The sequence below is a fragment of the Microbacterium resistens genome (genome assembly GCF_021172025.1).
Lineage (GTDB): Bacteria > Actinomycetota > Actinomycetes > Actinomycetales > Microbacteriaceae > Microbacterium > Microbacterium resistens.
Genome location: NZ_CP082781.1, coordinates 2,361,354 through 2,374,173, shown reverse-complemented (window position 1 = coordinate 2,374,173; position 12,820 = coordinate 2,361,354). Strand labels below are relative to the sequence as shown.

The following is a 12,820-nucleotide window of genomic DNA, read 5'->3' as shown; positions in this document are numbered from 1 at the left end:
CCTCACCCGAGCGCGGCGTCCAGGAGCCGGTCCAAGGCGGCGTGCGCGGCGGTGCGCGCGGCGGCGTCGCCGGGCCGTGCGGCCAGTCCCAGCGCCGCCTCGTTCATCGCGCCGGACAGCATCGCCGTCATCGCCTCGCGGAGGGCGGGCTCCACGCCCGCCGCGGCCAGCGCCTCCGCGAGATGGGCCCCCGAGTGCTGCGCGTCGAGCTGCCGCCACCGCTGCCACCCCAGCACCGCCGGCGCTTCGATCAGAAGCACGCGCACCGCAGCGTCGTCGGTGATCGCGTCGAGGAAGGCGTGGCTGCCGGCGCGGAGCTGCGCCGAGGGGTCGTCCCCGGCCGCGTCGGCGGCCGCCACCACCGCCGCCGCCACGAGCTCCTGCTGCCGAGCGGCGACCGCCTCGAACAGCCCGGCCTTGTTCCCGTAGTGGTGGTAGACGGCTCCGCGCGTGGCTCCGACCCGCCGTGCGACGTCTTCCACGGCGACGGCGGCGTACCCGTCCGCGGCGAACAGCGCGCGGGCGGCGTCCAGGATCTGCTGCGCCGTGCGTGCGGCGTCGTCGGCGGAGGCGCGGGGCATGGGGGTTCCTTTACGTACAGCGTGTATGTAAACTCGAGCGTGATACATACTCAGTGTACGTAAAGGAGCAGACGTGTCCGTCACCAGCCTGTACCCCGTGCTCATGTCCTCGGACGTCGCCGTGGCCGCCCGGTTCTACCGCGACGAGCTCGGCTTCGAGGTCTCCTTCGAGAGCGACTGGTACGTGAGCCTGCGTGTGCCGGGGAGGGATGGCGCCGTGTTCGAGCTGGCGATCCTCGACCGCGCGCACGAGACGATCCCGGCCTCCTTCCGCGCCGCCGTGCAGGGCGTGCTGGTGAACGTCGAGGTCGACGATGTGGACGCCGTGCACGCGCGACTCGTGGGAGAGAGGGGATGCGACGTGGCGCTGCCGCTGCGGGACGAGGCCTTCGGCCAGCGCCACTTCATCGTCATCGCGCCCGACGGGGTGCTCGTCGACGTCATCCAGCCGATCGAGCCCGCCCCGGAGTTCGCGGGGGCGTACGCGTGAGCGCCGCCCCGCCCGTCGAGCGGGCGAGCGGGGCGCTCAGGCGCGCATCGCCTGGACGAGCGTGCGCAGCAGCGCCAGCACCCCGCCGCGGGCGCGGAAGCGGGTGAGTCCCTCGCTGACCTCCGCGCCGGTGCGGGACGACACGAACCACGGGGGCTTCGGGAGGATGCTGAACCGTCCGCCGTCCGTCACGACGGACGCCGAGCGCGGGAACGGGCGGAACGGTCCGCGCACGACGGAGCGCTCCACGTCCGCGAGGAGCAGCGCGTTGTGCACCACCCCGATGCCGCTGCCGACGTCCTGGATCGTGCCGCCCGGGTACGCGCCCCAGGTCATGGTGGGGGTGAGGAAGGCGAACGCCGTCCAGGCGTTGATCGCGATGTCGCCGTAGCGGAGGTCGGCGATCGCGCGTTCGAAGCCCGCCCCGAGCGCCTGCTCGGAGGCCGGGTCGATGAGCACGTTCGCGCCGAGCGTCCCCTGGAGCCGTTCGTTCGCGTGGGCGACCGCCGCGTCCAGGAACTCCTGTCCGGTGCCGGGGATCGAGACGACGCCGAGGACCGGGGCGAAGTACTCGGTCTGCTCCAGCGCGGCCGCATCGTCCTCCGGGCCGAGCTCGACGAGCACGCGGTCGGCCAGCACGAGCGCGTCGGGATACGCGTCGGCGGCCTGCTGCATCCGCTCTTCCGAGCGGGGATACCAGATCGGGCGCTCGGGGGCATTGGCGTAGGCGCGGCGCAGCTCGGCGCGGAACTGATCGGCCTGGGACCAGTCGGAGGACAGGATCACGACCTGCCCGGCGATGCAGTTGTGCCCGGCGTTCTGCAGGCGCATCGTGGCGATGTGCTCCGCGTGGAAGCGGAGGTCATCGGCGCTCCAGGACCCGGGGACGACGATGATCGGGGAGACCCCGCCCAGCTCGGCCGTGATCGGCGTCGTGAGCCGCGGCTTGTCCTGCGTGCGGCGGCGCTTGGTCGCGGCGGCGCCCTGACCGGACGAGGGGCCCCACACGATCGCGTCGAAGGTCGGCGCGGACCCGGTGATGTGGACGTGCGCGAAGCCGGCGTGGGCCGTGAGGTAGGTCCCGACGTCCGCGCCGCCGCGGACGATGCGGAGGAAGCCGGGCGCGATGAGCGGGGCGAGGGCCCGCTCGAACACGGGCACGAGCGCGTCCTGGGTGGGGTTGACCTTGAGCAGCACGGTCCGGTTGTGTGCGAGCAGCTCGTACAGCACGTCGAGGACGGGGATCGAGGTGATGTTCCCGGCGCCGAGCACCAGCCCGACGCCCCCGTCGCCCTCGGCGGCGGCGCGCTGGGCGAGACCGGCCCGCGCGCGGGCGTCGCCGGGGGTGGTGCCCGGGGTGAGCCAGACCTCGCCGGAGAAGCCGGACAGGAGGAAGCGGTCGATCCCGGTCAGCGGGAACGCGTGCACGCGGGTCCGTCCGCCGGGTCCGCGATCGATCCGGACGCCGTCGAGCGGGTTGCGCCCGTCGGCGATCCGCTCCAGGGTCGACAGGTAGGCGTCGAGGGCGCCGAGCACGCCGTAGGGGCCGCTCAGCCACTCCTCGCCGCGGAGGGGATGCCCGGGCGGCAGCTGCTTGGAGGCGGCCGCCGTCTGCGCCCAAGTCCGCGCGGTGTCCGCCACCGTACGGCGGACGCCGCGGAGGACGGTCGCGCGCTGGCCGACCGTCAGGGCGGCCCAGGCGCGGGCGCCGTCGGCGAGGGCGGCGACGGCCGCGTCGATCGGCGCACGCCGGTCTTCGGCGAGGGCGGGGGATGCGGGCATCGGAGCCTCCTTCGGCGCGGTGTCTCCACCCTACGACCGTCGTGACCGGAGGACGGTCCGGTCGCGTCGGTTCCGTCACCGATCCGCCTCAGGGGTCCGGGCCCGGCGGAAGGTCCCGGGTCTCAGATGAGGGAGAGCTCGCGCAGCTTCGCCTCGACGTCGGCGTTGGACGGCTCGACGTGGTGGCTGGCGTCCGGGTACACCACGACCGGGATGTTCGTGCGGCCGGAGATCTCCTTGGCCACGTCCGCGGCGGCGGGGTCCGCCTCCAGGTCGACGTAGGTGTAGGCGACGCCCAGCTCGTCGAGCTGCTTCTTGGTGCGGCGGCAGTCGCCGCACCACTCGGCGCCGAACATGGTGATGGTGTCGGAGGCAGGAGTGCTCATATCACCCAGCGTACGGCCGAAATCCGGAGGCGGCTCCGCGGCGGGCGGGTCAGCGGGCGGCGGCCATCGCGCCGGAGGTGATGGCGTCCAGTGCACGCCGCAGCGCGGTGCTGGAGGTGTGCGCGGTGTACGGGAAGTACACGACCTCGACGCCCACCTCGGCGAACTCCCGCTCCAGCGTCAGGCCCTTCTCCGTGCCCCGCCAGTCGTCGCCCTTGAAGAAGTGCGTGAAGCGCACGTCCCGCCAGGCGTCCATCTTGTCCGGGGCCGTCTCCACATAGACGTCATCCACGAAGGAGATGTGGCGGACGATCTCCGCCCGCTCTGCCGTCGGGATCACCGGTTCGATCCCCTTGACCTGCCGCAGCATCTCGTCGCTCACCACCCCCGCGACGAGTCGGTCGCACTGCTGCCTCGCGTGGCGGAGCAGGTTGAGATGGCCCACGTGGAACAGGTCGAATGCTCCCGCGGCATAGCCGATACGCGTCCCCATGACGTCCCCAGATGTCGCGTCCTCGAAAGGACTCCCCAGTAAGGGCGGATCCCCATCCGCCCGACGGCTCCCACAGCCGTATCCGCCGATCCTAGCGCGTCCGTCGCCGGAACTCCACGAGCGGCGGCTGGGCGGGCACGCAGGCAGGGGGCCGCTCGACGTGCGACGATGGAAGTCGGCGCTGGGGAGGGGGACAGGCATGGACGACACGTCGCCGACGGCCGTCACCGTCGTCGTCCCCACCTTCAACGAGCGCGACAACGTCGCCGCGCTGGTCTCCCGTGTCGCAGACGCCCTGGACGGACAGGACGGCGAGATCCTCTTCGTCGACGACAGCACCGACGACACCCCGGAGGTGATCCGCGCCGTGTCGGTGACCGCGCCGATCCCGGTCCGGGTGATCCATCGGGAGCGGGCCGCCGGAGGACTCGGCGGGGCCGTCGTCGAGGGGATCCGCGCCGCCGAGCACGACCTCTGCGTGGTCATGGACGGGGACCTGCAGCATCCGCCGGAGCTGATCCCCGACCTGCTCGCGCGGCACCTCGACGGAGGCGCCGACGTCGTCGCGGCCTCCCGCTACATCGGGGGCGGCGACCACGCCGGACTCGGCACGACGATGCGCTACGCCACCTCGCGCGCCGCGACGCTCCTCACGAAGGCGATGTTCCCGATCCGCCTCGCACGCAGCTCGGATCCGATGACCGGGTTCTTCCTGGTGGACCGCCGGCGGATCGATCCCGCGGCGCTGCGCCCGAACGGCTTCAAGATCCTGCTGGAGATCCTCGTGCGCTCGGAGGTGCGCGTCGCCGAGGTGCCGATGGCGTTCGGCGAGCGGGTCAACGGCACCTCCAAGGCGACCTTCCGCCAGGGGACGACCTTCCTCGCCCACCTGACCCGGCTGCGCTTCGGGAAGATGTCCCTGTTCGCGCTGATCGGCGCCCTCGGCGCGGTCGCGAACCTCGCCATCATGTGGGCGCTGACCTCGCTCGGCATGGAGTACGTCTGGGCGGCGATCATCGCCGCCGAGGCGACCATCATCGGCAACTTCGTGCTGCAGGAGCGCTTCGTGTTCGCCGACATGCGCGACGACGCCTCCCGGCTGCCGGTCCGCTTCGCCCAGTCGTTCGCGTTCAACAACGTCGAGGCGGCCCTCCGGATACCCGTGCTGGCGTTCATGGTGGAGACCTGGCACCTCTCGAGCATCCTCGCCGCGGCGATCTCGCTCGGCGTGGCCTTCTTCGCCCGGTTCCTGTTCCACTCGCTCGTGGTCTACGCCCCTCGCCGCCTGCGCGGGGGGCGCCGCGGGAAGGGCGCCGAGGAGCCGCCCGTCGACACCGCGGCGCAGCGCATCATCCGCGCGATCGACGCGGAGGCGATGCGGCCGGGCGAGCTGTAGCGCGTCCGGCGCTCCGGCCGGTCAGCGCGGAGCAACGCGGCGGGCGAGCTGCGGGTAGTCGACGACCACCGCGTCCCGATCCGCCGTCAGCTCCGCCGCGAAGTCCCGGTTGGCGCTCGCGTAGCGGATCCTGCCGTCCCCGAAGGAGCCGTAGAGCTGCTCGCTGCGGATCACCCGGAGGGACGGCACCTCCACCCACGCCATCACGAGCGGTGCGTCCTCGGCGGACCGGTGGAGCAGGTCCAGCCGCCGGATCGGCATGGTGTTGGTCAGCGGGCACAGGCCCAGGTCGCAGTCCACCGCTCCCCGGACGGCTTCCGGGTCGGCGAGACCGGGCGGTGCGAGGTCGGCCTCTCCCCGCGCGTCCGCCTCCGCGGACCACGCGCCATCGGCGTCGCGGGTCAGACGCAGCGACCGTCTCCAGCCGGCGCCGTGGGCATCGACCTCCAGGGACCGGGTGATCCAACCCGGCCCGACGTCCAGCGACCACGAGGTCGCGTACGCGCGGGTGATCGACGTCCCGTGCGCCCGCATCGCGTCGCCGGAGAAGCGGACGTGGGCGAGATCGGTCCGGTCGGGGTCGTCGATCCCCTGCCACTGATAGCGGTCGCCGTCGCTCATGCCGCCAGCGTGCCACCGGCCACGGACATCCGCGCGGAGACGGGGATCGACGACGGGGACGGGCGGAGGGATCAGCTCGGGACGTCGCTGATGACGTACTTCGTCTTGCCCCCGGTGTAGGGGAGCGCATCCACGACCTCGGTCCGGACCGGCACCTCGTCCGCGATCCTGTCGCGGAGCGCGGCGACCGCCGACTCCACCTGCGACCGGGCGTCGGCCCCGTCGCCCAGGACGACGCGGACGACGATCGAGTAGTCGGCCTGCTGGTGGATCTGGAACAGCCGCACCGCCTCGGGGTGCTCGCCGAACATCCCCATCAGCCGGTGCGCGAGCACCGCGCCGCTGGGCAGGCGGATGAGGTCGGTCGTCCTGCCCTGCGGCTGCTCCATGAGCGGCAGGGCCCGGCCGCACGCGCACGGCTCGGCGCGGAGGATGCCGCGGTCCCCGGTGCGGTAGCGGATCATCGGGAAGACCCGGTTGGCGAGGTCCGTGATGACGAGGTCCCCGAGCTCGCCCGGCGCGGCCGGGCGACCGTCCGCGTCGACGACCTCGATCCGCCGGACGTCGCTGAAGACGTGCAGGCCGTCGCGCCGTTCGCACTCGCCGGCCATCCAGCCGAACTCCGAGCCGCGGTACTCGTCGTACACGGGCGCGCCGAACACCGACTCGAGGCGCGCGCGCACCGGGGCGGTGAGGGGCGCGGCGGTCGTCGCGATCGCGACGGGGGGAGGGATCGTCAGCCCCCGGCTCTCCAGGAAGTCGGCGAACTCCAGCATGGCGCCCACGTAGCCCTCGAACAGGCGGGGGCGCACGCGGGTGAGCTCGCGGTGGAAGGCCGTCATCGTCTCGGCGGAGATCAGGCCCGCGTCGAGGTAGCGCTGACGGGTCGGCCACCAGGACACGTCGTTCTTGAGGGTGTCGAGGCGGCCGAAGCTCCATCGCCCGATCCGTGCGAGGTCGTCGTACGGCCGGATGCCCCACCACGAGTACATCCGCCAGCTCAGCGCCAGCGAGGGGACCCGGGCGTCGTGCATCGTCCGCAGCGGCTCGCCCGTGCTCCCTCCGGTCACCGCGGGGCGCACGTTCGCGCCGACGGCCTCCGGCGTCGGGAACTCGGCGCCATGCTCCTTCACGGTCGCGCGATCGAGGATCGGGAGCTCCTGCCACGCCTCGCGGTCGACGAGTGCCCGCGGGTCCACGCCGCGCTCGCCGTAGACGCGCCGGTAGAACGGAGAGGCGTCCATCGCGAACGCCGCCAGCCGGGCGGCGCGCTGGTCCTGGAGGGCGGCGAGCTCCTCGACGCCCATGCGCTCGTGGGCCAGGAGCTCGCGCTGGAACCGCCCGACGCGGCGGCGGACGGTGGCGGCCTTGAGATCGAACATCACGCTCTTCAGCGACATGGCTACGCCTCCTCTCGGGGGTCGCGCGCGGCCGGGACGGGCCGCGCGTACTCGGGGGTGATGCGGCCGACGGCGCCGAGGATGCGCCCCTGGGCGAACCAGGTGCGGCGGCGCAGGACCGCGTTCGCGGCGACGTCCCGGCGCAGAGCCGCGACCGCGGCGCCGGTGCCGAACGCCGCCAGCCGCACGACACCGCCGCCGAGCGCCAGCGTCCGGGCGGCGAGCCGGCGCAGGACCGAGCCGTCCCGCGTGAGGATCGCCGTGCGCGCCTGGCCCTGGGAGATCGTCCGGCGGCGGACGAAGGCCCGGGTCGCCCGGTTCTCCGGGATCTCGTCGCGCGCGACGGAGTCGGAGGCGGCGGCGATCGTACCCCCGCGGGCGAGCAGATCGCGCCCGAGCAGCATGTCCTCGCCGCCGACGAGGCCCAGGGCGCGGTCGAACGCGACGCCGAGGCGACGCATCTCCGCCGCGTCGAACAGCACGCTCCCCGTCGACAGCGACGACAGGAGCGTCCCGCTGGGCGGACGGTTCCGGCGCAGGAACCCGCCGGCGGCGATCCACGGATCGGTGCCCTCCGGCCACACGTAACGGACGAAGCCGACCACGGCGGTGGGGCGGACCGTGGTCCACACGTCGACCAGCCCGGCGAGCCATCCCGGCTCGGGCATCACGTCGTCGTCGATCATCACGACCAGCTCGTCCGCCGCCGCGGCGTCGAGGGCCGCCTGCCGGGCGGCGGCGATGCCCGGGCGGGCCTCGGCGAGGTACGCGACGCCGGCCGCCTCGGCGGCGGGCTCCGCGGAGCGGTCCGGGTCGTTGTCGACCACGAGGATCCTCGTGGGGTGCGCCACGGTCCCGCCCTCGGCGCGCAGGACCTCGATCAGCGGAGGCAGGAGCTCCGTCCGTCGGTACGTCGGGATCGCCAGGAGGATCGGCGGCGGATTCGTCATCGGGTCCTCCGCGGGGCGCGACGTCCGCGCACGCCGCGGGCGCGGACGGCGCGCTGGAACGCCTCCCGATGCGCGGCCCCGGCCGCCTCCCAGCCGCGGGCGCCGAGGTCGGGCGCCTCGGCGGGCGGCGTGCGGACCCGGTCCGCGAAGGCCAGGAGGTCGTCCGCCGTCAGCTCGTCGTCGAAGACGGTGATCCATCCCGGGCCGACCTCCGCCGACAGCGCGAGGTTGACCTCGGTCCGCGGCACCAGCACCGGTCGGCCCAGGGACAGCGCCGCCAGCACCGTGCCGGAATTGTGCATGAACCGGTAGGGCAGCACGATCCCCGCGCTGGCCATGACGGCGCGGGCGAAGTCGGGCTCGGTGAGGTAGCGCAGATCCAGGCGGATGCGCGGATCCGCCTCCGCCCGCCGCCGCACCTCCGCCGCCAACTCGGGGCTGGACGGGTTTCCGGCCACGCTCAGCCGGAGGTCGGGTGCCTCCTCCGCGGTCGCGGAGAACGCGTCGATGAGGGTCTCCACCCCCTTGTAGCGCCGCACGAGCCCGACGAAGCCCAGCGTGCGCGGCGCGGGCTCGACCGGCGCCACGTCGGCGAACCAGTCGCGGTAGTGGCCGTGCGGGATGAGGGTGCGCGGCAGATCGTCCGGGAGAGCCGTCTGCTCGTTGAGCACGATGCGGTGGTCCGTGCGCCGCTCGATCCACTCCAGGTACCGCCGCTCCCACCCGGACACGTCCTGCGGGAGCTCCACGTTGTGGACGGTGCGCACGACCGCGACCCGGCCGAGCGCGAGGCGTGCGCCGAGGGCGGCGGCGTATGCGCGGCGGGCGAGGCGCTTCACGCCCGTCGCCGTCCCGAACAGCGTCTCCGGCCAGTGGAACTGGAGCACGTCGATCCGGCCGAGGAGGGCGCGCCGGCGGTCGAAGCGCAGATGCTCCACGCCCGGCGTGCGCGCCAGCGCCGCATCCAGCATGTGGATGTACGGGTTGCTCGTCGGCCGCGGCGCGCCGAACGACTGCATGGCGCGAATCGGGCGCGCGGAATCCCCAGAACCGTTCCCCATAACCGGACAGTCTGCCAGCACGCGGGGCTCCGCGCGACGACGAGGCGGCACCCGGACTCGCGGTCCGGGCCCCGAAGCCCTAGGATCTGCACAGAGCGCGCCACTGGGGAGCGGTGCGCAGGGATCTGGACTGGGGAGCCACGATGACCGATTCGCTTGCCGTCGCCTATCGACGACTCGCCTCCGCGCAGAAGGGGCACGCGCGCGGGGCACCGGCGTACTCCGTGTACGTCAACCGCCGCCTGGGGCGGGCGCTCGCCGCGTTCGCGTTCCGGGCGGGCTGGACGCCGAACGCCGTCACCGGCATCAGCGCGCTGAACACCGCTGCCGCGCTGGTCCTGCTCATCGCGCTTCCGGCGACGGTGTGGACCGGGCTCCTCGTCGCCGTCCTGCTCGTGCTCGGCTATGCGTGGGACTCCGCCGACGGGCAGCTCGCGCGTCTCCGCGGCGGCGGATCGCTGTCCGGCGAATGGCTGGACCACTTCGTCGACGCGGTGAAGATCGCCGCCCTGCATCTGGTGGTCCTCGTGGCCCTCTGGCTGCGCACGCCCGTCGGCGGCACGCCGTGGGCGCTGGTCCCGCTGGCCTACAGCGTGATCGCCGTCGTGACGTTCTTCGGCATGCTGCTGAACGATCTGCTCAAGGGCAAGAAGGGCGTCGCGTCCACGCATCGGCGCGGCGGCGGGACGCTCGGCCGGTCGATGCTGCTCCTGCCCACCGACTTCGGGGTCGTCTGCCTGGTCTTCGTGCTGTGGGGGTGGACGACGGGCTTCCTCGTCGCCTACACGGCGCTCGCGGCGGCCTCCGGCGCGTTCCTCATGCTCGCCGCCGTGCGGTGGTTCCGGGAGATCCGCGCGCTCGACGGCGACGGGGCCTGACGTGCGCGTCCTCCTCTCCTTCCCCTACGCGCTCGGCCGCGTCGGGGTCGGCCGCACGGCGCAGCGCCAGGCCGAGGGGCTGGCCGCGCTCGGCCACGAGGTGTTCGTCGCCGCTCCCCTCGTCGCGGCGGGGGCGGGGCTCGACCCCCGGGTGACGGTCCACGAGACCCTCCGTCTCGCGGGACGGCGGATCCCCGCGCGGCTCCTCCGGGCGACGGGGGCGCGCGCCGCGATCCACGATCGGCGCGCCGCGCGCTGGCTCGGGCGCCTGCACCGGGACGCCCCGCTCGACGTGCTGCACGCGTGGCCGCTGTCCGGCATCCGGACCATGCAGGCGGCGCGGGAGCGCGGGACGACCGTCGTGCGGGAGGCTCCGAACACGCACACCGGTCACGCCTACGACGTCGTCGAGCAGGAGGCCCGGCGGCTCGGTCTCGAGATCCCGGCCGGGAACTCGCACCGCCGCGACCCCGCGCATCTCGCCGCCGAGGAGCGCGAATGGGAGCTGGCGGACGCGATCCTCGCCCCGTCGGACGCCGTCGCCGAGTCCTTCCTCGACCGCGGGTTCGCGCCCGACCGGGTCGTGCGTCACCGCTACGGGTGCGATCCCGGACCCGTCCCGCCCCGCGATCGGGAGGACCGTCCGTTGCGGGCGGTCTTCCTCGGGGCGGTCGAGCCGCGAAAGGGCGTGCATCACGCGCTGCGCGCCTGGGCCGACAGCGCCGCGTCCGAGGACGGGACCCTCGCGATCGCCGGCCGGTGGATGGACGGCTATCGCGAGCGGCTGGCGGACCTGCGAGCGGCCAGGGGCGTCGTGGAGGCGGGGTTCGTCGAGGACCCGTCGGCGCTCCTCGCCGACGCCGACGTGCTGCTGCTGCCGTCCGTGGAGGAGGGCAGCGCCATCGTGACCTACGAGGCGCAGGCCGCCGGCTGCATCCCGCTCGTGTCGCGGCAGGCCGGGGCGTTCGCGACCGACGGCGTGCACGCGCTGCTGCACGAGGCGGGCGACGCGGCGACGCTCACGGCGCAGCTCGACCTCCTGCATCGCGATCCGGCACTGCGGGCCCGGATGCGCGCGGCGTGCCTGGAGGATCGCGACCGGCTCGGGTGGGATGCCGCGGCGACCGCTCTGGCCGACGCGTACGCGGTCGCCGGGCGACGGGCGGTCCGGGCATGAGCGCGCTGCCGCGATTCGCGGTCGTGACCGTGAACTTCGCCTCCGCCGCCCTCCTCGAGGCCAACGCCGCCGCGCTGGATCTCCCTCCGGAGGGCCGCCTGGTGATCGTCGACTGCTTCAGCTCGGCCGAGGAGAGACGACGCGTCGAGGAGGCCGCGCGACGGCTCGGCGCCGACGTCGTCCCGCTGGACGAGAACCGCGGCTACGGCGGCGGGACCAACGCCGGCGCCGCCCACGCGCTCGCCGCCGGTGCCGAAGTCCTCGTGCCGCTCAACCCCGACGCCCGCATCGCCCGGGAGGACCTCGAACGGCTGGTGCGGGAGGCGGCCGGGACGGAGGCGCTGGTCTCCCCCCGCATCCGCACGAGCTCGGGTCGCAGCTGGTTCGACGGGGCGGACCTGTATCTCGACGACGGCACGACGGCGGGCGCACGCGCGCGGGCGGTGAACGCCGGGCGGCCGTCGCGACCCTGGGCGACGGGGGCGTGCTTCGCCATCGCGGCGGAGCTGTGGCGCCGTGTCGGCGGCTTCGACGAGGAGTACTTCCTCTACTGGGAGGACATCGACCTCTCGCACCGCGTCCTCGACGCGGGCGGCGAGCTGCGGATGTCCGGTGCCGAGGTCGTCCACGACGAGGGCGGCACCCATGACGAGGAGCGTCGCGGTCGCGCGAAGTCGTCGACGTACTACTACTTCAACATCCGCAACCGCCTGCTCTACGCCCGCAAGCATCTGGACGCCGCGACCGGAGCGCGCTGGCGGCGCTCGGCGATGCGGGTCGGCTACGGGGTGCTGCTCCAGGGCGGACGCCGGCAGCTCGTGACGTCGGTCGCGCCGTGGCGCGCCCTGCTGCGCGGCGTCCGGGACGGCCGGCGTCTGCTGCGCACTCCGCCCCCGGCGCGGAAGGCGCCGGCGTGACGGGGCGGGCGGATCTCCTCCTGCTGTGTGAGGCGAACGTGTGCCGTTCGCCGCTCGCGGAGCTCGTGATCGCCCGTCGCCTCGGCGCGCACGAGGCGCTCGCCGACGTCGAGGTCGCCAGCGCGGGGGTCCGCGCGGAGGGCGGGCACGCCGTGTGCGGCCGCGTGCGCCGCGTCGAGACCGACCAGGACTGGGCCGACCGGACTTCGGCCCACCGCTCCCGTCCCGTGGACGCGGCCGACCTCGATGCCGCCGCCCTGGTGCTGACGGCGTCCCGCGCCGTGCGGGCGGGCGCGGTGTCCCTGTCGCCCGCCGCGCGCCGACGGGTGTTCACCGTGCGCGAGGCGCTGTGGCTCGCCGACGGGATGACCCTCCCGCGGGGAGAGGGCAGGGATGCCGTGGCGGCGCTCGCCGAGGCCCTCGATGCGCGCCGCGGACTGCGTCCCCTGCCGGGAGCGCGCCGCTCCTTCCTGCGTCGTCGCGACACGGATCCTCTCGACATCCGGGACGGACATGTCCTCGGCGGGACGGCGCACGAGCAGACCGTCCAGGACGTCGTCGAGACTTCCGGCCGGATCGCCGGGCTCCTGATCGACATATCGGTATCGCCTTAAGGGCTTTCGTGCGGTAAGCTCCGGACAGCGGTCGTGGGGGCCGCTTACTGGGGAACAGAAAACTGGGGACTCTC

At 73.9% G+C, this 12,820-nt stretch carries 14 protein-coding genes; 6 read left to right on the top strand and 8 right to left on the bottom strand.

Going from position 1 to position 12,820, the window contains the following annotated elements; genetic code table 11:
• Window positions 1–2: 2 nt before the first annotated feature.
• On the bottom strand, window positions 3–581 hold the full coding sequence (locus tag K8F61_RS11315) for a TetR/AcrR family transcriptional regulator (protein ID WP_219085353.1): 579 nt from the start codon (window positions 579–581) through the stop codon (window positions 3–5).
• 73 nt (window positions 582–654) lie between these two features.
• Between K8F61_RS11315 and K8F61_RS11310 the strand changes: the two genes are divergently transcribed.
• Window positions 655–1,071 carry a VOC family protein gene (locus tag K8F61_RS11310; RefSeq protein ID WP_067250813.1) on the top strand — a complete coding sequence of 139 codons (417 nt, stop codon included), beginning with the start codon at window positions 655–657 and terminating at the stop codon, window positions 1,069–1,071.
• A gap of 36 nt (window positions 1,072–1,107) precedes the next feature.
• Here K8F61_RS11310 and K8F61_RS11305 read toward each other — a convergent pair whose 3' ends face one another.
• The 3 genes from K8F61_RS11305 to K8F61_RS11295 form a co-directional block, all read right to left on the bottom strand.
• On the bottom strand, window positions 1,108–2,853 hold the full coding sequence (locus tag K8F61_RS11305) for an aldehyde dehydrogenase family protein (RefSeq protein ID WP_231819186.1): 1,746 nt from the start codon (window positions 2,851–2,853) through the stop codon (window positions 1,108–1,110).
• Between the two features lie 122 nt (window positions 2,854–2,975).
• Window positions 2,976–3,239 (bottom strand): glutaredoxin family protein, encoded by a 264-nt coding sequence (locus K8F61_RS11300; RefSeq protein WP_067250605.1) that lies wholly within the window; start codon window positions 3,237–3,239, stop codon window positions 2,976–2,978.
• Between the two features lie 49 nt (window positions 3,240–3,288).
• Window positions 3,289–3,732 (bottom strand): FAD synthase family protein, encoded by a 444-nt coding sequence (locus K8F61_RS11295; RefSeq protein WP_067250608.1) that lies wholly within the window; start codon window positions 3,730–3,732, stop codon window positions 3,289–3,291.
• 199 nt (window positions 3,733–3,931) lie between these two features.
• Here K8F61_RS11295 and K8F61_RS11290 point away from each other — a divergent pair, with 199 nt between their 5' ends.
• Window positions 3,932–5,128 carry a glycosyltransferase gene (locus K8F61_RS11290; protein ID WP_231819185.1) on the top strand — a complete coding sequence of 399 codons (1,197 nt, stop codon included), beginning with the start codon at window positions 3,932–3,934 and terminating at the stop codon, window positions 5,126–5,128.
• Window positions 5,129–5,149: 21 nt separating this feature from the next.
• Here K8F61_RS11290 and K8F61_RS11285 read toward each other — a convergent pair whose 3' ends face one another.
• The 4 genes from K8F61_RS11285 to K8F61_RS11270 all read right to left on the bottom strand — a co-directional run bounded on the left by K8F61_RS11285 (window position 5,150) and on the right by K8F61_RS11270 (window position 9,118).
• Entirely contained in the window at window positions 5,150–5,749 is a 600-nt protein-coding gene (locus K8F61_RS11285) for a putative glycolipid-binding domain-containing protein (protein WP_231819184.1), read from the bottom strand.
• A 71-nt stretch (window positions 5,750–5,820) separates the two neighbouring features.
• Complete coding sequence (locus K8F61_RS11280; protein ID WP_231819183.1) at window positions 5,821–7,149, bottom strand: phenylacetate--CoA ligase family protein; 1,329 nt, start codon at window positions 7,147–7,149, stop codon at window positions 5,821–5,823.
• Window positions 7,150–7,151: 2 nt separating this feature from the next.
• Window positions 7,152–8,099: a glycosyltransferase gene (locus tag K8F61_RS11275; RefSeq protein WP_231819182.1), complete on the bottom strand. Its 948-nt coding sequence runs from the start codon at window positions 8,097–8,099 to the stop codon at window positions 7,152–7,154.
• Window positions 8,096–9,118, bottom strand: coding sequence for a glycosyltransferase (locus tag K8F61_RS11270; RefSeq protein WP_231819181.1), 1,023 nt, complete (start codon window positions 9,116–9,118; stop codon window positions 8,096–8,098). Before K8F61_RS11270 ends, K8F61_RS11275 begins: the two co-directional genes overlap by 4 nt.
• Window positions 9,119–9,303: 185 nt before the next feature.
• Here K8F61_RS11270 and K8F61_RS11265 point away from each other — a divergent pair, with 185 nt between their 5' ends.
• Genes K8F61_RS11265 through K8F61_RS11250 form a run of 4 tightly spaced genes read left to right on the top strand, consistent with a single transcriptional unit; the run spans window position 9,304 to window position 12,746 of the window.
• Window positions 9,304–10,038 (top strand): CDP-alcohol phosphatidyltransferase family protein, encoded by a 735-nt coding sequence (locus K8F61_RS11265; RefSeq protein ID WP_067250655.1) that lies wholly within the window; start codon window positions 9,304–9,306, stop codon window positions 10,036–10,038.
• Between the two features lies 1 nt (window position 10,039).
• Window positions 10,040–11,215 (top strand): glycosyltransferase, encoded by a 1,176-nt coding sequence (locus K8F61_RS11260; RefSeq protein ID WP_231819180.1) that lies wholly within the window; start codon window positions 10,040–10,042, stop codon window positions 11,213–11,215.
• On the top strand, window positions 11,212–12,132 hold the full coding sequence (locus K8F61_RS11255; RefSeq protein ID WP_219085361.1) for a glycosyltransferase family 2 protein: 921 nt from the start codon (window positions 11,212–11,214) through the stop codon (window positions 12,130–12,132). The genes K8F61_RS11260 and K8F61_RS11255 overlap by 4 nt, the downstream gene beginning before the upstream one ends.
• A complete protein-coding gene (locus K8F61_RS11250) occupies window positions 12,129–12,746 on the top strand; it encodes an arsenate reductase/protein-tyrosine-phosphatase family protein (RefSeq protein WP_231819179.1) in 618 nt (205 codons plus the stop codon). The genes K8F61_RS11255 and K8F61_RS11250 overlap by 4 nt, the downstream gene beginning before the upstream one ends.
• Window positions 12,747–12,820: the final 74 nt, after the last annotated feature.